General features: G+C 55.1%; 20 protein-coding genes. 9 read left to right on the top strand and 11 right to left on the bottom strand.

Translation table 11 applies throughout. The features are described from left to right. Positions 1–36 precede the first annotated feature (36 nt). Positions 37–1,290, top strand: coding sequence for an MFS transporter (locus AM379_RS18290; protein ID WP_020884288.1), 1,254 nt, complete (start codon positions 37–39; stop codon positions 1,288–1,290). 1 nt (position 1,291) lies between these two features. On the opposite strand, the gene AM379_RS18285 is transcribed toward AM379_RS18290, so the two are convergent. After that, positions 1,292–1,654 carry a cell envelope integrity protein TolA gene (locus AM379_RS18285; protein WP_025204320.1) on the bottom strand — a complete coding sequence of 121 codons (363 nt, stop codon included), beginning with the start codon at positions 1,652–1,654 and terminating at the stop codon, positions 1,292–1,294. Positions 1,655–1,810: 156 nt separating this feature from the next. Here AM379_RS18285 and AM379_RS18280 point away from each other — a divergent pair, with 156 nt between their 5' ends. The 3 genes from AM379_RS18280 to AM379_RS18270 all read left to right on the top strand — a co-directional run bounded on the left by AM379_RS18280 (position 1,811) and on the right by AM379_RS18270 (position 4,962). Then, entirely contained in the window at positions 1,811–3,298 is a 1,488-nt protein-coding gene (locus tag AM379_RS18280) for a carboxypeptidase M32 (protein WP_106504007.1), read from the top strand. A 177-nt stretch (positions 3,299–3,475) separates the two neighbouring features. Next, the gene (gene asr / locus AM379_RS18275) at positions 3,476–3,862 is read left to right on the top strand and encodes an acid resistance repetitive basic protein Asr (protein ID WP_025204322.1); all 387 of its coding nucleotides are present in this window, start codon (positions 3,476–3,478) and stop codon (positions 3,860–3,862) included. Positions 3,863–4,140: 278 nt separating this feature from the next. Further along, entirely contained in the window at positions 4,141–4,962 is an 822-nt protein-coding gene (locus AM379_RS18270) for a trypsin-like serine peptidase (RefSeq protein ID WP_020884292.1), read from the top strand. Position 4,963: 1 nt separating this feature from the next. Here AM379_RS18270 and AM379_RS18265 read toward each other — a convergent pair whose 3' ends face one another. The 4 genes from AM379_RS18265 to AM379_RS24650 all read right to left on the bottom strand — a co-directional run bounded on the left by AM379_RS18265 (position 4,964) and on the right by AM379_RS24650 (position 8,178). Continuing rightward, positions 4,964–7,126, bottom strand: a complete 2,163-nt coding sequence (locus tag AM379_RS18265) for a bifunctional diguanylate cyclase/phosphodiesterase (RefSeq protein WP_106504006.1) — start codon at positions 7,124–7,126, stop codon at positions 4,964–4,966. Positions 7,127–7,211: 85 nt separating this feature from the next. Continuing rightward, the gene (gene mdtI / locus AM379_RS18260; RefSeq protein WP_014169849.1) at positions 7,212–7,541 is read right to left on the bottom strand and encodes a multidrug/spermidine efflux SMR transporter subunit MdtI; all 330 of its coding nucleotides are present in this window, start codon (positions 7,539–7,541) and stop codon (positions 7,212–7,214) included. Further along, positions 7,528–7,890 carry a multidrug/spermidine efflux SMR transporter subunit MdtJ gene (gene mdtJ, locus AM379_RS18255; RefSeq protein WP_032670478.1) on the bottom strand — a complete coding sequence of 121 codons (363 nt, stop codon included), beginning with the start codon at positions 7,888–7,890 and terminating at the stop codon, positions 7,528–7,530. The genes mdtI and mdtJ overlap by 14 nt, the downstream gene beginning before the upstream one ends. A 117-nt stretch (positions 7,891–8,007) precedes the next feature. After that, on the bottom strand, positions 8,008–8,178 hold the full coding sequence (locus AM379_RS24650; RefSeq protein ID WP_086463355.1) for a protein YdgV: 171 nt from the start codon (positions 8,176–8,178) through the stop codon (positions 8,008–8,010). A 133-nt stretch (positions 8,179–8,311) separates the two neighbouring features. Here AM379_RS24650 and AM379_RS18250 point away from each other — a divergent pair, with 133 nt between their 5' ends. Beyond that, positions 8,312–9,355 (top strand): AI-2E family transporter, encoded by a 1,044-nt coding sequence (locus AM379_RS18250; RefSeq protein ID WP_014169847.1) that lies wholly within the window; start codon positions 8,312–8,314, stop codon positions 9,353–9,355. 89 nt (positions 9,356–9,444) lie between these two features. Here AM379_RS18250 and AM379_RS18245 read toward each other — a convergent pair whose 3' ends face one another. Beyond that, positions 9,445–10,470, bottom strand: coding sequence for an LLM class flavin-dependent oxidoreductase (locus AM379_RS18245; protein ID WP_106504005.1), 1,026 nt, complete (start codon positions 10,468–10,470; stop codon positions 9,445–9,447). Positions 10,471–10,648: 178 nt separating this feature from the next. Here AM379_RS18245 and yajD point away from each other — a divergent pair, with 178 nt between their 5' ends. Both yajD and AM379_RS18235 read left to right on the top strand, forming a co-directional pair. Continuing rightward, positions 10,649–10,996, top strand: coding sequence for an HNH nuclease YajD (gene yajD / locus AM379_RS18240; RefSeq protein WP_020884296.1), 348 nt, complete (start codon positions 10,649–10,651; stop codon positions 10,994–10,996). Between the two features lie 56 nt (positions 10,997–11,052). After that, entirely contained in the window at positions 11,053–11,322 is a 270-nt protein-coding gene (locus AM379_RS18235) for a hypothetical protein (protein WP_014169844.1), read from the top strand. A 120-nt stretch (positions 11,323–11,442) separates the two neighbouring features. Here AM379_RS18235 and AM379_RS18230 read toward each other — a convergent pair whose 3' ends face one another. Beyond that, positions 11,443–12,210: an arylamine N-acetyltransferase family protein gene (locus AM379_RS18230; RefSeq protein WP_020884297.1), complete on the bottom strand. Its 768-nt coding sequence runs from the start codon at positions 12,208–12,210 to the stop codon at positions 11,443–11,445. 36 nt (positions 12,211–12,246) lie between these two features. Here AM379_RS18230 and AM379_RS18225 point away from each other — a divergent pair, with 36 nt between their 5' ends. Then, positions 12,247–13,755, top strand: coding sequence for an aminotransferase-like domain-containing protein (locus AM379_RS18225; protein ID WP_032678044.1), 1,509 nt, complete (start codon positions 12,247–12,249; stop codon positions 13,753–13,755). A gap of 65 nt (positions 13,756–13,820) precedes the next feature. Here AM379_RS18225 and AM379_RS18220 read toward each other — a convergent pair whose 3' ends face one another. Next, on the bottom strand, positions 13,821–14,876 hold the full coding sequence (locus AM379_RS18220; RefSeq protein ID WP_106504004.1) for an SDR family oxidoreductase: 1,056 nt from the start codon (positions 14,874–14,876) through the stop codon (positions 13,821–13,823). 97 nt (positions 14,877–14,973) lie between these two features. Here AM379_RS18220 and AM379_RS18215 point away from each other — a divergent pair, with 97 nt between their 5' ends. Then, positions 14,974–15,855 carry a LysR family transcriptional regulator gene (locus AM379_RS18215; protein ID WP_059306017.1) on the top strand — a complete coding sequence of 294 codons (882 nt, stop codon included), beginning with the start codon at positions 14,974–14,976 and terminating at the stop codon, positions 15,853–15,855. 7 nt (positions 15,856–15,862) lie between these two features. On the opposite strand, the gene umuC is transcribed toward AM379_RS18215, so the two are convergent. The 3 genes from umuC to AM379_RS18200 all read right to left on the bottom strand — a co-directional run bounded on the left by umuC (position 15,863) and on the right by AM379_RS18200 (position 18,643). Beyond that, on the bottom strand, positions 15,863–17,125 hold the full coding sequence (umuC, locus tag AM379_RS18210; protein WP_106504003.1) for a translesion error-prone DNA polymerase V subunit UmuC: 1,263 nt from the start codon (positions 17,123–17,125) through the stop codon (positions 15,863–15,865). Next, positions 17,109–17,543: a translesion error-prone DNA polymerase V autoproteolytic subunit gene (gene umuD, locus AM379_RS18205; RefSeq protein WP_014169838.1), complete on the bottom strand. Its 435-nt coding sequence runs from the start codon at positions 17,541–17,543 to the stop codon at positions 17,109–17,111. The genes umuC and umuD overlap by 17 nt, the downstream gene beginning before the upstream one ends. 233 nt (positions 17,544–17,776) lie before the next feature. Continuing rightward, entirely contained in the window at positions 17,777–18,643 is an 867-nt protein-coding gene (locus AM379_RS18200; protein ID WP_032678040.1) for an aldo/keto reductase family oxidoreductase, read from the bottom strand. Positions 18,644–18,679: the final 36 nt, after the last annotated feature.

The following is an 18,679-nucleotide window of genomic DNA, read 5'->3' as shown; positions in this document are numbered from 1 at the left end:
CCCGAAACCACGGGGATGTTTAAGCAAGGACATTGTGTGAGTCGTACATCTACCATTGATATCGATCCGGCCAGAGATATTGATGATTTACCCGCAGCATCGCAGCCGGTTCAGTTCATTAAACGTGGTACCCCCCAGTTCATGCGCGTCACGCTGGCGCTTTTCTCAGCGGGTCTGGCAACCTTCGCCCTGCTCTATTGCGTTCAGCCGATCCTGCCCGTTCTTTCCCATGAATTTGGCGTATCGCCTGCCAGCAGCAGTATTTCGCTCTCCATCTCTACCGGCATGCTGGCGATTGGTCTGCTTTTCACCGGGCCACTATCCGACGCCATTGGCCGTAAACAGGTGATGGTTACCGCCCTGATGCTGGCTTCGATTTGTACGTTACTCTCCACGATGATGACCAGCTGGCACGGTATCCTGGTCATGCGCGCGTTAATTGGGTTATCCCTGAGTGGCGTGGCGGCGGTCGGGATGACCTATCTCAGCGAAGAGATCCACCCGAGCTTTGTCGCCTTCTCTATGGGGCTGTACATCAGCGGGAACTCGATTGGCGGAATGAGTGGACGTCTGCTGAGCGGGGTGTTTACGGACTTCTTTAACTGGCGTATTGCGCTGGCGGTGATCGGCTGCTTTGCCCTTGCGTCTGCGCTGATGTTCTGGAGAATCCTTCCGGAATCACGTCATTTTCGTTCCACCTCCCTGCGCCCGAAAACGCTGTTCATCAACTTCCGTCTGCACTGGCGTGACAAAGGGTTGCCGCTGCTGTTCCTGACCGGCTTTCTGCTGATGGGCTCATTCGTTACGTTGTTTAACTATATCGGCTATCGCCTGATGCTCTCTCCGTGGCACCTGAGCCAGGCGGTGGTGGGTCTGCTCTCTGTAGCGTATCTCACCGGTACGTGGAGTTCACCTAAAGCCGGAGCGATGACGGCCCGCTTTGGACGCGGTCCGGTTATGCTGGTCTCTACGGCCGTCATGCTGCTCGGCCTGTTGATGACCCTTTTCGCCTCCCTGTGGCTTATCTTCGCCGGGATGCTGCTTTTCTCTGCCGGTTTCTTCGCCGCTCACTCGGTGGCCAGCAGCTGGATTGGGCCACGCGCTCGCCGGGCCAAAGGCCAGGCGTCGTCTTTGTATCTGTTCAGCTATTACCTCGGTTCCAGCTTTGCGGGGACGCTGGGTGGGGTGTTCTGGCATAACTATGGCTGGAACGGCGTGGGCGGTTTTATTGCGCTGATGCTCTGCGGGGCGCTGTTGGTAGGGACCCGTTTACACCAGCGGCTACACTGATTCAGGGTTTGAAATCGAGCGTGTAGTTTTCCCCGATACGCTCATCAGGTACCACTGGGAGCACATGATCGTCACTGGCAGACTGTAAGGCCGCAATGGCGGCCTTACACAGTTCCGGATCGCTGCCTTTTACCACCTGAATGTGGGTCACATAGGCCGCGCCTTTGGGCTGGTGAATCTTTAACGAGCAGAGCTTCCCTTCATACTGCTCTGTGGTCGTCATCCTTTGTTTCACTGTTTCCACATACGCAAACGCCCATGCGTGCGCAGAGTCTTCTTCGGTGTTGAACGGGATCACGTCATGATGATGTGTCTGGCACCCCGTCAGCAACACTGCAATCCCTACACTCACAACCTTGTTCATTTTCCATCCGGCAGTCGTTTTTTTTTAGGGTTATAACACAGCGTTACTGAACGAAATAGCACCAAACTCTAAGGGGTAATGGCTTGGATTCAGGCGGGAATTTTGATACTACTCACTCTTCATGCCTGAAACATCGCCTTGCAAAGAGAAAACGAAATGAGCGAAAACAGCCACTACCAACAACTCACCCGCACCTTCCAGCGCCTCTCCCGTTTCTCCCACCTCTCCGCCATCGCCAGCTGGGATATGTTTACCATGATGCCGCCGGGCGGCAGTGCCGCGCGCGGTGAAGCGCTGGCCGAAATGAGCGTTCTGCAACACCAGATCCTGACCGATAAAAAGGTGGGTGAATGGCTGTCCGCCGCGGCCGGTGAGGACCTGAATGATATTGAACAAGCCAACCTGCGTGAAATGACGCGTCATTACCAGCAGGCGTCGCTGTTGCCGGAAGCGCTGGTGGAAGCCAAATCGCTGGCAGGCAGCAAATGTGAGCACGCCTGGCGTACCCAGCGCCCGGCCAATGACTGGCAGGGGTTTGCCGCCAACCTGAAAGAGGTCGTCAAACTGAGCCGCGAGGAGGCTCGCCTGCGTGCTGAAGCCAAAGGCTGCAGCCCTTACGACGCGCTGCTGGATATTTTCGAGCCGGACATGACCAGTGCGCGTCTGGACGTACTGTTCGCGGATATGAAATCCTGGCTGCCGGACCTGCTGGCAAACGTTGTGGAAAAACAGGCTCAGCAGTCGTTCGTTCCGCCGCAGGGCCCCTTCCCGACGGCAACGCAGCGTGAACTTGGGCTTGAAGCCATGAAGATGCTCGGCTTTGATTTTAACGGTGGTCGCCTGGACGTCAGTGCACACCCGTTCTGCGGTGGCGTGCCGGAAGATGTGCGCATCACCACGCGTTATGATGAGGACGAACTGCTCAGCGCGCTGTTTGGCGTGATCCACGAAACCGGACACGCGCGCTACGAGCAAAACCTGCCGCGAACGTGGGCCGGTCAACCTGTCTCTCTCGCCCGTTCAACGGCGATCCACGAATCCCAGAGCCTGTTCTTTGAGATGCAGCTGGGGCGCAGCGACGCTTTTCTTAAACATCTCCTCCCTGCGGTTCACGCCCGTTTTGGCAGTCAGGCGGCGTTCAGTGAAGAGAACTTTATTGCCTGGAACCAGCGCGTGAAACCAGGCTATATCCGCGTCGATGCCGACGAAGTCAGCTACCCGGCACATGTGGTGCTGCGCTATGAAATTGAACGTGCGCTGATCAATGGCGATATCGAGGTGGATGACATTCCGGCACTGTGGGATGAGAAAATGCAGGCCTGGCTCGGGTTATCAACCAAAGATAACTACCGCAACGGCTGTATGCAGGACATTCACTGGACCGACGGCGGTTTTGGCTACTTCCCGTCCTACACGCTCGGCGCGATGTACGCCGCGCAATTGTTCCATGCGGCCAAAACGGCGCTGCCGGGTCTGCAGTCCTCCATCGCTGAGGGCGATTTCTCCGCCCTGTTTGACTGGCTGCGTCAGAACATCTGGCAGCACGGTAGCCGCTTCACCACTTCGCAACTGATTACCCAGGCGACGGGTGAAGACCTGAATATCCGTTACTTCCGCGAGCATTTGACGTCCCGTTATCTGTAATCCAGCGGCCGGAGTACACTCCGGCCGTTTTCCTTTTGCGCACCCTTTACCGCCCTTTGTACATTCCGTTACACGCCGATACCAATCACTCACGGAAACCCCGAATTTACAGGGATATAGTTCTTTCAACGGCCCCGCAGTGGGGTTAAATGAAAAACCAAATTCGAGGGTATGAACATGAAAAAAGTATTAGCTCTGGTTGTTGCCGCTGCTATGGGTCTGTCTTCTGCTGCGTTTGCTGCTGAAACCACTGCTGCACCGGCTGCTGCTCCAGCTGCAACAACGACTGCTGCTCCAGCAAAAACCGTACACCACAAGAAACACCATAAAGCCGCTAAACCTGCTGCAGAGCAAAAAGCCCAGGCTGCTAAAAAACACCACAAAAAAGCCGTTAAACAAGATGCCGCTAAACCGGCTGTAGAGCAGAAAGCGCAGGCCGCTAAAAAGCACCACAAAAAAGCGACCAAACCTGCTGTAGAACAGAAAGCCCAGGCGGCTAAAAAGCATCACAAAAAAGCAGTAAAACACGAAGCTGCTAAACCAGCTGCACAGCCAGCTGCGTAAGAGTACAAGCTTAACCGTGCCTTTCGGGGCACGTTGGTAAACCGGCGCTGAACCGGAAAGGTCCAGCGCCGTTTTTTTTATCCGGAGGGCGTATGCTGCGGCGCTATCGGTTTGAGCTGATTCTTATCCTGCTTATTTTATGCGCGCTCATCGCAAGCCATTTTTATCTTTCCTGATCGTAGCACGCTGATTTTACTCCCACTTTAGCGCTGTCCCGTCTATAGTATTTTCATAGGGTTCACTTTTAATAATCATAATTGCCCCCACCAGAGTGTGATATGCGTAAATCTGTTGTGTTGTTACTGGGAACGTTTGGTCTTTTTTCTGGATTCTCACATGCGGATGATGGCGGTGATGAAACCATTAGCGCGAAAGAGCTTAAAACGCTGTTTTTCGGTCATGACGATCGTACGCGCGTCGCCGATCCTACCCAGGCACCCTGGGACGCTATCGGGCAACTGGAAACCGCCAGCGGTAATTTATGTACCGCTACGCTGATTACGCCGCAACTTGCCCTGACGGCAGGCCACTGCCTGCTGACACCGCCAGACGGCAAGCCAGACAAAGCCGTTGCCCTGCGATTTGTGTCGCAAAAAGGGATGTGGCGTTATGAAATTCACGGTATTGAGGGACGCGTTGATGCTTCTCTCGGCAAACGTCTGAAGCCTGACGGTGACGGCTGGATAGTGCCTCCGTCAGCGGCATCCTGGGATTTTGGCCTGATCATTTTGCGCTACCCGCCTTCTGGCATTACCCCGCTTCCGTTATTTGACGGAGACAAAGCCGCGCTCACTGCCGCACTGAAAGCCGCCGACCGTAAGGTGACGCAATCAGGCTACCCTGTCGATCATCTGGACGCGCTTTACACCCACACGGACTGTATTGTCACAGGATGGGCGCAAAACAGCGTGCTCTCGCATCAGTGCGATACGTTACCCGGTGACAGCGGCTCGCCGCTGATGTTAAAAACGGATAACGGCTGGCAGCTGATTGGTGTTCAAAGCTCTGCGCCAGCGGCAAAAGACAGATGGCGTGCAGATAACCGGGCCTTAGCCGTGACCGGTTTTCGTGACAAGCTGGAAGCACTGGCGCAGCAGTAATTCAGCACTGTCTGACCTGACGTAACGCCCTGATTGATTCAATCGGCATCGGCTGGCTGAACCAGAATCCCTGCAGCTGATCGCAACCAGCCAGCCGTAACAATTTCATCTGCTTTTCGTTTTCCACCCCTTCAGCGACCACCGCCATGCCCAGGGCATTGGCGATCCTCACCGTGCCGCTCACCAGCGCCGCCGCCTGCTCATCGTTGTCCACCAGCCCGGCCAGTGATTTATCGATCTTAATGGTGTCGAAATTAAAACGCCGCAAATAGCCAATACTCGAATAGCCCGTGCCAAAATCATCCAGCGCCACCGCGGTACCCAGTGCTTTAAGGTTGGCAATCGCCGTGCGGGCACGCTCGGGGTTTTCCAGCACATAGGTCTCCGTGACTTCGAGCTGGAGTCGCCTGGCCGGGAAACGGGTGCTTTCCAGAACCCAGGCCACTTTTTCTTCGAATTCAGGGTCGCGAAACTGCGCCGGGGAGATATTAACGGAGAGCTTCAATTCGCTGTACGGCTCCAGATCCTGGCAGGCACGCTGCAAAACAAACTGGCCCAGTTTGTAAATCAGCCCGCTCGTTTCCGCAATGGAAATGAAGGTATCCGGACCGAGTTCACCTTCCGGACGACGCGGCCAGCGAACCAGCGCTTCCACGCTGCTCATTTTCTGACTGCGGGCGTCAATAATCGGCTGGTACCAGACCTCAAACTCGTCTCGCTCCAGTCCGTTACGGATCTGGTTTTCAATCGCAAGCTTGCGTTCCCGGGCGTTATTCAGCGCCGCGTCATAGTGGGTGACACGCCCTTTCCCGCTAATTTTGGAATGGTACATGGCGATATCGGCGCGGCGAAACAGCTCGGAACTGGTGCATTCAATCAGGGTTCCGCTGGCAATCCCGATGCTGGCACCGATATGAATGGTGCGCTCCCCCAGACGAATGGGGGTATTGAGAAAATCCAGTACCGATTCGGCAAAGGTGGTCGCCAGCGCTTCTGCCCCTTCACCGCCGATGGTCATGGCAAACTCATCGCCTCCCATGCGCGCCAGCATCCCGCCCGGTGGAACGCATTCATTCAGCGTTTTGGCGATGGTCACAATGAGATCGTCACCGACGCTGTGGCCGTAGATATCGTTGACGTCCTTGAAGCCATCCAGATCGATAAACACCACGCTTTTGACGTCAATATCGCCACGCAAACTCACGCGGTCCAGCGCTTCAATGAGTGCGCGGCGGTTCGGCAGATGGCTTAGCCAGTCCGTTCTGGCGACCAGACGCGCCTGGCTTTCTCCGCGGGCCAGTTTGTACAGGCCCACACAGCTCACCATAATAAACAGCAGAATCAGCACCGATGCCAGCACCACTATCTGCGTGATATCAGATGATGCGGCCCGGGCCGCCTGCGCGCCAGGAAGGCGTGCCTGCCAGTTGAGGTACCCCAGTAACTCCCCTGCAGAACTGCGCAGCGGCATACTCAGACTGTTGATTTTATCCGGGGTAAAGTTGAGGTTATCAATCTGAAAGGTCTGCCCCAGATCGGATAATATGCCGCCATTCAAATGGCGGGTAATCACCAGATAGCGGCGTGTACCGTCGTTAACCTGCAATCGCCCGATCATCGGTCGGATCAGCCCTATTCCGACAAACGCGACACCGTGACGCGTTCGGGTGATCCCGGCATAAATATTCTTCTGGCTGGGTAATTCACGTCCGTGCTGCTGAATAAGCGCTTGCAGGCCTTTGCCAAAAAAGTCGAGATTCGTCTCCGCAAAAGGCTGGCTTTGAAACGATCCCCAGATAACGTTGAAATGCTCATCCAGCACGAAAGTGCCGTCATAGAGGTTATTGACTTTAAAGCCCGCTCCCCAAGTGTTGTATAACCATTCGGTATCGAGCTTTGGGCGGTAGACCTCGCGTACCGCATCGTCCCAGACGGCATTATCAATCACCAGGGTCGAGACACGGTTAACCGACGTTTGTATCGCACCCTGCACGGAAAGCGTGGTGCGGTGCTCGTCAATTTCATTGGTTTTGGTGCTGATCAGGTGCAGAGATAAATAGAGCAGCGCGACAATGGAGATGATTAAGCCGATCCCCGCCATGAAGATCATGGCGAACAATGTTCTCGCGGTGGGAATATTGCACCAGCTTAATGTGCGATACATTAGCCATCCTCTTCAATGTTTTGCTTTTTTTAAGAGTAATACAGGCAGCGAATTTCGCTGCCTGTAAATAATGGCTTAACGTGTATCAGGCGAGTTTTATCATGATCATGCCGGCAAGCAGCAATATCAGTCCAATCCAACCTTTGTTATTTAAACGCTGACCGAACAGCACCCAGCCGGCTGCCAGGGTGGCGGCAATACCAAACCCGCCCCACAGCGCATAGGCCACGGACAGATCGATACCCTTCACTGCCTGTGACAGGGCGCTGAACGCCCCCAGTACGGCGGCAATCGACAACAGTCCGTAAATTTTACGACGAAAACCGTCAGAGAATTTTAGCAGGACGTTCGCTAAAATCTCCAGCACGATGGCAAACCCCAACCAGGCCGCGTGGATCCATTCAAACTGCTGCATGGGTCTGCTCCTTCGGCTGCTTAGTCGGTTTGCGTGTACCCGATTTAATCAGCACGATACCTGCTACCAGCGTCGTTAACCCGGCAATCTTCATTGTTGATAATGTTTCGTCAAATAATAAGACGCTGAACAGGGTGATCAACAAAATACCGATCCCTTCCCACAGCGCATAGGCCACACCCAGCGCAATTTTCTTCACTGCAAACGACAGGAAAATATAGGAAAGTGAAATCATCACCAGCATTAAAATAAAGCCGGTATTGCCATCGCTGACGCTTGCCCATTTCATAGACAGCGTGCCGGTAATTTCAGCGACAATAGCAAGGGCTAATAAAATCCAGTAAAACATGTTTTTCTCCTGCTTGAGAATATAATCCATCGTGGCCTGCTGCGTGCAGCAAACCAAAAAATATGAAATTAAATCAGACAGCTAAGCGCGTAGCACCAGCTCAGGCAGAAGATGTGACTATAGCGCGTTGCGCCAGTGTTGCTCACCAGAAAGAAGGCAGAAGGAAGTGAAAAATACAGCGGTGTTGTTTGAAGAATACGTCCTGAACAAATTGTCCATAAAATTACAATTATCCGCGTTGTTGCTTCTCGTCTTTGCGGATGAAAATTGTCCTCGGTAGTTGAACACGCCAAATTTGTACCATAAGTAAGGCTTTTACTCAAAGTCTTTTCAATTCTTTACCCATCCCGTTTGATTTTGGTTAGTTTATTGACACGGCTTTCGCCTTTATTATAAATAAAAATATTATTCAGGAACCCCCATGGCTAAACCCATCATTACCCTGAACGGGCTAAAAATTGTCATCATGCTGGGCATGCTGGTGATCATATTGACGGGCGTCCGTTTTGCCGCCGACATCATCGTGCCGTTTATTCTGGCCCTGTTTATTGCGGTGATCCTTAACCCGCTCATACAGCGCATGACGCGGTTCCGCATCCCGCGCGTGCTGGCAATCACGATGCTTATCAGCATCATTATTATTGCCATGGTGCTGCTGGTCGCTTATCTCGGCACCTCCCTCAATGAACTGACGCGAACGTTACCGAAATACCGCTCGTCGCTGGCGATACCGCTGTTGCAGCTTGAACCCTGGCTGCAGCGTGCGGGAATCGAAGTGTCCGTTGAGGAGTTGCTGAAGTACATTGATCCGAATGCCGCCATGACCCTCGTCACCGGCCTGCTGGCGCAGCTCTCTAACGCCATGACCTCGATTTTCCTGCTCTTTTTAACGGTGGTGTTCATGCTGCTGGAAGTGCCGCAACTGCCCGCAAAACTGCAGCAAATAATGGTCCGTCCGGTTGAAGGCATGGGGGCGATTCAACGCGCGCTGGATAGCGTCTCCCGCTATCTGGTCCTGAAAACCGCCATTAGCCTGGTCACCGGGGCCGTGGTCTGGGGAATGCTGATGGCGCTGGATGTCCGGTTTGCGTTCGTCTGGGGATTACTGGCCTTTGCGCTCAACTATATCCCCAACATCGGTTCGGTACTGGCCGCTATTCCCCCTATTCTGCAGGTGCTGGTGTTCAGTGGGTTCTATGATGCGCTGATTCTGCTGGCCGGGTATCTGGTGATTAACCTGGTGTTCGGGAATATTCTTGAGCCACGCATGATGGGGCGCGGTCTGGGATTGTCCACGCTGGTGGTATTTCTGTCTCTTATATTTTGGGGATGGCTGCTCGGCCCGGTCGGCATGTTGCTCTCCGTTCCGCTGACCATCATTGTGAAGATTGGCCTCGAACAGACGGCGGGCGGGCAAAGTATCGCCGTGCTGCTGAGCGATATGAGCCATAAGCCAGTCGAATAACCTCCGCAGATGCCTGCCTCGTCTCCCTTACCGGGGGTGACGAGACAGGCAGGCGTTACGGCCTTCGCGCTCGGCGCACAACAAAATGGCTACTCGCGCCATCCCATTGCCGGTGCAACATGCTTCAGAATGGATTCGATAACATGCGCGTTGTAATCCACTCCGAGCTGGTTCGGCACGGTGAGCAATAAGGTGTCCGCTTCGGCAATCGCTTCGTCCTGTTTCAACTGCTCAATCAGCTTTTCAGGCTCAGCGGCATAGCTGCGTCCGAAAATTGCGCGCGTTTTCTCATCAAGGTAACCCACGCTATCGCTGTCGTTCCGGCTTGCGCCGAAGTACATGCGGTCACGATCGTCCATCAGCGCAAAAATACTGCGGCTGACCGAGACGCGCGGCTGACGAGTATGCCCGGCTTCCGCCCAGGCCTGTCGGTAGGCGCGGATCTGTTTTGCCTGCTGAATATGGAATGGCTCACCGGTTTCATCATCTTTCAGGGTTGAGCTTTGCAGGTTCATCCCCAGTTTTGCAGCCCATACCGCTGTCGCGTTCGACCCTGCGCCCCACCAGATGCGCTCACGTAAACCTTCGGAATGTGGCTCCAGGCGCAGCAGTCCCGGTGGATTTGGGAACATGGGTTGTGGGTTCGGTTTTGCAAACCCTTCTCCGCGCTGCACCTCAAGCAGTACCTCGGTGTGTCGGCGCGCCATATCTGATTCATTTTCCCCTTCCTGCGGGACATAACCAAAATGACGCCAGCCATCAATGACCTGCTCCGGAGAGCCCCGGCTGATCCCCAGCTGCAAACGTCCGCCGGAGATTAAATCCGCCGCGCCCGCATCTTCCGCCATGTACATCGGATTTTCATAGCGCATATCGATCACGCCAGTACCGATTTCGATGCTTTTCGTTTTGGCACCGATCGCCGCCAGTAAGGGGAACGGAGAGCTGAGTTGACGGGCAAAATGATGCACACGGAAATAGGCACCATCTGCGCCCAGCTCTTCAGCGGCGACGGCCAGGTCGATGGATTGCAACAGGGTGTCCGCCGCGGAACGCGTGCCGGACTGAGGTGACGGTGTCCAGTGACCAAATGACAAAAAGCCGATCTTTTTCATAACGAGATATCCTGATGATGCTTTGCGTTATCTCTACTTTACGCATTACCCGGGGAGAATAAATGCCCTTTATTTAACGGAATAATTCAAATAAATTGACTGAATTGAGCAGATCGCAATGACGCCCCATAATGAGATATAGTGCGTCTTTCTTTTTCCCTGGCAGGTAAAACCGGCAATGGCTCTGATCCCTAAAAACTACGCGCGACTGGAAAGTGGCTACCGTGAAAAGGCATTAAAAATCTATCCCTGGGTCTGTGGACGCTGCTCACGCGAGTTCGTCTATTCAAACCTGCGCGAGCTCACGGTTCACCATATCGATCACGATCATACTAATAACCCGGAAGATGGCAGCAACTGGGAGCTGTTGTGCCTGTTTTGCCACGACCATGAACACTCGAAATACACCGAAGCAGATCAGTACGGTACTACCGTTGTGGCGGGTGAAGACGCGCAAAAAGACATGGACGTGGCCACTTTCAACCCGTTTGCCGATCTAAAAGCGATGATGAATAAGAAAAAATAATTCCCTAATATTGCCCCTCTTCGTCATATGGGCCTCACAGTTACAGGTAAAAGGATATGGATACACTCCGTTGCTACTGGGACGTTTTTTTCAATGCTTATGGCTCACTGCTCACGAAAACCGTGCTGGTATTACTGCTGGTGTGGTGGTGTCATCAAACCCTGCAGCGCTTCAGAAAAGAAGCCCCTGACGCTACCGGCCCCATTGCCGAGGCCAATGCCAGAGAACGCTACCAGTGGCGCTACTTGCGGTGGGCTTTAAGTAGCATCCAGGGCATCCTTTCCCTGTATATTATAGGGTTGATTATTACGACGCTTTTTACGTAGCGGATACGGTTTCTGCCCTGAAGACGTCTCAGGTAGCCTCTGTATTTAACAGTCCGCATTGTCGATGATAAGCCGGGGACGCATGCGCAGACTCGATACAGTCCAGCGTCCCCCTGCGGATCACTCAACCGTCAGCGCAAAACAATTTTTCAGTACAGAGGCAATATCATCTTCTGCCAGCTGTTGCGTTTCCACGCCCTGCGCGGTGATCGTTTTCAGCACGTTACCCAGCAAAATCTGGCGTCCTTCAGGGCGATGCTGTACGACGAGCAGCTTCTGCACAAAAATGGCGTCCGGGTGCGTGGAGTTAAGGTAGTTGGCAGGCACGAAATCAATCCACTCCTGAGGAGAGAGGTCAAAGCCGTACTGACTGGCCCATTTACCCTCCACCCATGCCTGAAGCAGATACTCACCCTCAGCGTTACGGGTCAGCCGGAACGTGTCGAAATCCTGCCGGATATCCGTATCAAGCATGTCTAACGCCATCGGCGCACGGATGCCGTAGCTACCGAACCCGAGGTCACAAAGCCACTGACGACCGTCAATCTCAGCAATGAGTGCCATATGGGTTTTAGGCCGACGCACCGGGTAGAACATCGGGCGCGCCGCGACAAAACGCCAGCGAATGCCCAATGCCTCCAGCGCCATCGCAAATAGCCCATTCACCTCATAGCAATAGCCGCCGCGCTTCTGCCTCAACAGCTTATCGGCAATGTCTTCGGGTACCAGCGAAACGACTTTACCCGCCTGTACATCCCCATTTTCAAAGGGTATCGAAAAGAGCTGATGGCGCATAAGCGCATGCAGGGTTGCAGTATCGGCAGCCGCCGGACCGGTATAGTTTATGCGCCTGAAATAGGCAGAAATATCGAAATTGTCGCTGTGCATAGTGCCTCCTTGTCTGGAACATGCCGGACACTATAGATGGGGCACTTCATTGGCTGTATAGTCAGTTTTATCGAAAATTTGACTGCACAGATCCCCATGGCCGCCCCGTCCCCCCATTACCGTCGGATTGCTGAGATGCTGCGTCTTACGCTGGCTTCAGGCGCGTTGCAAATCGGCGACCGGATGATCTCTGCACGTAAACTGGCCGAGCGCGAACAGGTCAGTCTCCCGACGGCACTGGAAGCACTACGCTGCCTTGAGGCCGAAGGCCTGATCGTTGCACGTCCGCGTTCGGGCTACTACGTCCGTCAGACCCGCCAGTCCCGATGCGTGCAGCCCACGCGTTCCCTGCCCGGCCCCGTGCCTGTGACAATGTCAGCCGTCGCGCGATCGTTATTCAGTAGTGCAGAAGCCCGGCTGGTACCGCTGGGGGCTGCCTTGCCCGACCCCGCGTGGCTACCAGGCGATACCCTGCAACGTGCGCTGCAGTCTGCAGGTCGACGTCTGGAAGCACGTGGGCAAAGCTATAGTCTGCCTCCGGGACGGGTTGATTTGCGCAGTAAGATTGCCGCCCGGGCAGCGCAATGGGGCGGCCGTTTTGGTGCAGAGGATCTCATCATTACCGCTGGCGCGACACAGGCGCTGCGTCTGGCGTTGCGGGCTGTGTGCCAGCCTGGCGACGTGGTAGCGATAGAACAACCCGCCTATTTCGGTACGCTGTTGCTGCTGGAAGATTTGGGCCTGAAGGCGCTGGAGATCCCAACCGATCCTCAAGAAGGGTTGTTGCTGGCGCCGCTCGCCGATGCTATTCGGTGCCATCATCCAGCGGCCGTTCTGGCCTCGCCCACCGTGCAAAATCCGCTGGGCGCCAGTATGTCCGTCCCCCGCAAGCAGGAACTTGTTGCCCTGCTGGAAGATGCAGGTATCCCGTTAATTGAGGACGATGTTTATGGCGATCTGGTCGGCGAAGGGCAACGTCCTCCGGCCTGTAAAGCGTTCGACCAGAGCGGGAATGTCATTTACTGCAGTTCATTGTCTAAAACGCTTGCGCCCGGATGGCGCATCGGCTGGATTGCGCCCGGACGTTACCACGCCCAGGTCCTGCAGGCGCGTATGGCCGGAGACTGGGCAGGCGCGCCGCTGTTTGAGGCCGCAACGAGCGAAATCCTGGCCAGTGGCGACTACGATCGTCATCTGCGGCGGCTAAAGCGGCGCATCGCGGAGGGGATTGGTGCCGTCATTGCGCGCGTCAAGGCAAGCTTCCCTCCCGGCACGCGCGTTAACGTGCCGGCTGCCGGTTTCCTGTTGTGGGTTGAACTTCCACACCAGGTGAATGCACTGGAGGTGCACCGCCGCGCGCTGACACTGAACATCGGCGTTAGCCCCGGGCCGCTGTTTTCCCCCCGCGCACACTTAACGAATTTCCTGCGATTAAATTGTGCCAACGAACCCACGCCCCTCCTGTTGAATGCGGTGGATCGGATTGGCGCGCTTTGTCATGAACTGGCCAGCTCCTCTGGCCTTATTCCAGAAAGTGAACATTGAGCGCTCTTTACTCCCTGCTTCCGGGTTCGCGTTTTTTACTGCCGTCAGAAACGCACTCCCTTTTTTCACGGAATAATACGTGCCGCTCTTAGCTGCGAGAACAGGCTGAAAAACATTTCATCGGTTGCCTGCATTCGCGTGAACCCTGACCGGCGGAGCTTACTGCCGTCGCCAAACATGTCGTAATTCCAGCTAAAGACAAAATCGGCAAAATGCCCGTCGTTTAGCTGCAAAATATCCGCCTCCACCAAGCGATCCCCGGCAATGTCGCGCCATAACGCACGATAGTCCTTAAACAGCTGATGGAATGACAATCTGACCGACGGCGCAGAGTCCAGTTCAAACCAGCGTGCGATGCGCGGCCACAGCTCGCTCCAGCGCCAGATGTCCCCATTATTCACGTTGAAAGCCTGGTTGTTAGCCCTACGTGATGTGGCTGCCCACAGCGTTGCATCCGCCAGCAATCCGGCGTCAGTATGATCAACAATGCTGTGCCAGGTCTGTTCCGAACCGGGAAAACGCAGAGGTAAACCCAGAGCCTTACACAGGGACGCATACAGTGCGATGCTCAGCGCAAGGTTCATGGTATTGCCTGGCACCGAACTGCCCACCACGCCTGGCCTGATGGCATTCCAGTGCCAGCGTTTTTCCCGCTGAAAATCACGGAGCCACGCGAGCTGAGCGGCGTTAAATTCTGCCCCGGGTACGCCCGGATCGCTTTCGCGTGCCGGGGTTTTGAACGGTCCCAGGTGCGCGCCATACACTTTGTATCCCTGCATCAGGCTTACCGTCTGCAAAAGCGCCGTTTTTTCAATATTGCTGACCAGGTTGCGCAACATCGTGACGTTCGGTTCAACCATTTCCGTCCAGCTCCCGGCATTCATCCAGGCGCTGTAAAAAATATGGGTGATCTCGCCAGCGGCTTGCAAAGCCCTGGCGCTATCCTCCGCATCCAGTAAATCAACGTTGATCAGCGAAATAGCATCAGGATGGGATAAGGCATGGCGGCTCAGGCCAATCACCTGCCATTTATTGTCCAGGAGCGTTTTGACGAGCTGTCTGCCTACGATCCCGCTGGCGCCAGCGACCAGCGCGACGTTTTGTGGCTGCATCTTATTCACGGTGTTTCTCCAGTTAGGGTGACAGACACAGTGTGATATATTATTTTTTCCCTACATATCCCCTGAATTCGATGGCACTTATAAGAAAAAACATTAAATGAACAATAAGCTCAACGCCATTTCCACCTTTCTGCGCGTCGCAGAAGCGGGTTCCTTTTCGGCAGCCGCTCGTCAGAGCGGAATGAAGCAGTCTGCCGTCAGCCAGCAGATTGCCGCCCTGGAACAGGAGCTCGGGGTGGTATTACTGCATCGGACAACGCGAATGATGAAGCTCACCGAGCAGGGTGAACGTTATCGCCGTGATATGCAGCTTTTGCTGGATGCCATGCAGGAAGCGGAGAGACGGTTGAACCCTGCCGATCATCAGTTTCAGGGCAGCGTCCATGTTCAGTTACCAAGCGGTCTGGGGCAGATCGTTTTGCCCCCTCTGCTGGCGCTTCAGCGCCTGCATCCGGCATTGCACCTGACGTTGTCCCTGGATGACCGCATCGCCGACCTGGTGAGCGAAGGGGTGGATGTCGCGCTACGCCTTAGCGCTGAGCCTCCGCAATCGCATGCGGCACGTCTGCTGATGCGGATTGAAACCGCGCTGTTCGCTGCTCCCGGCTTTCAGGCGGTACACTCCGTCAGCGAACTGGCGGCACATCCCCATGTGCGATTTAGCGGCATTCCGCGGGATGCGCCTCTACGGTTGATCGCCGGTGAGGAAGCAATTGACGTGAAAGTGCATACCGTTTTTCGTGCCAACACCAGTGACGCCCTGTTACAGGCGCTGGAGTCAGGCCTCGGGATTGGCGGCATGCAGCTGCCGCTTGCGGCAAAGGCGTTGCAAGCCGGCACGCTGGTGCCGGTATTACCGGCCTGGCGGTTACCTGACCGGTATCTCTATGCCGTCTACCCCGACGCCCGCTTTATCCCACAACGCGTCAGAAGCGTGATACAGGTGATCGAACAAATCCTGCCGACGCTTGCCAAATAACCGGCGTCTACTTCGCTACCGGCAAATCCGCGTACCGCGTCGTATAAGCCGGTGACAACATCTCGCGCTTCATCGCCCAGGATTTCTCAATCCCCTGCCCGGCAAACCATATCTTCCCTTTCCCGGAATGATTCACGCTGTCGATCAACTCCATCAGCGCCGCGCTGTTGGCGCGCAAACGGTTATCGTCAAATAAATTCAGCTGAGCGACGCCGCTACTGAAAAAGTCCGCCAGCATCACCCCCGCTTTCATGTAGCGATAGCCGTCAAGCCATATGCGCCCCAGCGCATCGGTGGCGGCACGGATGATATCGCGCGAGTCATTGGTGGGCGTCATCAGGGTGACAGACGCCTGATTGCCGTAATAAACCTCGTTGTCCGCATGCGGGCTGGTACGTAAAAACACGCTGATAAAGCGACAATATTGATGCTCGCTGCGCAGCTTTTCCGCAGCCCGTTCAGCGTAGGCGCAAATGGCCTGGTGCATCTCCTCGTATTGCGTAATACGGTGTCCAAACGAGCGGCTACAGATAATCTGCTGCTTCGTGGGCGTGAACTCTTCCAGATCAAGACAGGGCTCGCCGCGCAGCTCGCGTGCCGTGCGCTCCAGGACAACGTTAAAATGTTTGCGGATGACCCACGAGGAAGCTTGTGCCAGATCCAGCGCCGTGGTGACGCCCATCGCATTAAGTTTTTTGGTAATGCGGCGCCCGACGCCCCACACCTCCTCTACCGGTACGCGCGCCAGCAGTTTACGCTGCCGCTCGCGATCCGATAAATCCACTACGCCTCCCGTGCTGTTCCACCGCTTTGCCGCATAGTTGGCCAGCTTCGCCAGCGTTTTCGTGGGGGCAATGCCTACGCCAACGGTTAATCCCGTATTTTTAAACACCTGCGTGCGCATATGATGACCAAACGCCTCCAGCGCCATGCAGTTGCTGACGCCAGCAACGTTCACAAACGCCTCATCAATGGAGTAAATCTCTATGGCCGGGGCGAAGTCGGTCAGCGTCTGCATCACCCGGCTGCTGAGATCGGCGTAAAGCGCATAGTTCGAGCTAAAGACGTAAACCCGCGCGGGAAAGCGCTTCTCTTTGAATTTGAAATACGGCTCGCCCATTTTTATATCGAACTGCTTTGCCTCCCGCGACAGCGAAATAATGCAGCCGTCGTTATTGGAGACCACCACCACGGGTTTGCCCCGCAGATCGGGCCGAAACACCGTCTCGCAGGAGGCATAAAAGCTGTTCACATCAACCAGCGCGAACATGTTTATGCGTTTTGAGTGTGTGGGTGACAACACCGAAGATCTGCAGTTCCTCTTCGGACTGAAACGTGATCGGCTGATAGCGAACGTTATGCGGCACTAACCTCAGGATCGGGCGGGTCTGCAGCTCTTTGACCGTAAACTCACCCGCGACGGATGCCACCACAATATCCCCGTGCACGGCGTTTAACGAACGATCGACGACCAGCAGATCGCCATCGCCGATCCCAACGCCGATCATCGAGTCTCCGCTCACCTTCACAAAGTAGGTCGCGCTGGGATGCCTGACGGCCAGGCGGTTAAGATCGAGACGATCTTCCACATAATCCTGCGCCGGGCTTGGAAAACCACACGCTACGCGTTCTACAAATAACGGTAATTCAAGAGGTTGCTTTGGATAATAAGAAAAGAGAGTGTCCATAAATGCCTTTCTCGCCAGATACTGTGTATAAATACAGTATTACGGATTATGGACAAGGATCAAGGTCCTTTACGGAGGTCACCCCAAACGCATTGAAGTGTGAGCGGATTTAATTCAGCCGTATCCTGCGCATCGGCGAAAGAATAGCCAGATAACGCCTGCGGCAGCGACATTCAGGTTTCAAGAGGGACAAAAAAGCCCAAAGCACTGCTTTGGGCTTATGCCTGTCTGGCTTAATCCGCCAGCGAATTGAGCGTTTCCAGCGCGTCAGCCGGGAGCACCAGCTCCGCCGCCGCAAGATTTTGTCGCAGATGCGCCACGGAGGAGGTGCCGGGGATCAGCAGGATGTTCGGCGAACGTTGCAGCAACCACGCCAGCGCGACCTGCATTGCCGTTACGCCCAGCGAATCAGCGACCGCCTGCAGCCCGGATGATTGCAGGGGTGTAAAACCGCCCAGCGGGAAGAACGGCACATACGCAATCCCCTGCTGCGCCAGCGAATCCACCAGCGCATCATCGCCACGGTTCACGATGTTGTACATGTTCTGCACACACACCACCTGCACCATCTTCTGCGCTTCCGCAACCTGGGTGGCCGTGACGTTGCTCAGGCCAATATGGCGCACCAAACCTTGCTGTTGTAACTCGGCCAGCGTGGCGAGAGGTTCAGCAATTGAGCCTTCTGCTGGCCCGTGTGCGCTGAACATGATGCGCAGATTAACCACGTCCAGCACATCCAGCTGCAGATTACGCAGGTTGTCATGTACCGCCTGCGTCAGTTCCTGCGCGGAGAAGGCCGGCAGCCAGGAGGCATCACTGCCGCGACGGGCACCGATCTTGGTGACGAGCGTCAGATCGTCGCGGTACGGATGAAGCGCCTCGCGGATCAGTTGGTTGGTGATATGCGGCCCGTAAAAATCGCTGGTATCAATGTGATTCACCCCAGCAGCCACCGCTTCGCGGAGCACATTCAGCGCAGCATTTTTGTCCTTTGGAGGACCAAACACGCCCGGCCCGGCAAGCTGCATCGCGCCATAGCCAAGCCGTTTAACCGTCCGCGACCCAAGTGCGTACGTCCCGCTTTTATCAATGCTGCTCATGTCGACCTTCCTCATAAAAATGATCCGGATTTACAA

It is taken from the genome of Enterobacter cloacae complex sp. FDA-CDC-AR_0132 (assembly GCF_003010695.1).
Lineage (GTDB): Bacteria > Pseudomonadota > Gammaproteobacteria > Enterobacterales > Enterobacteriaceae > Enterobacter > Enterobacter ludwigii.
This window is presented reverse-complemented; position numbering and strand designations above follow the sequence as displayed.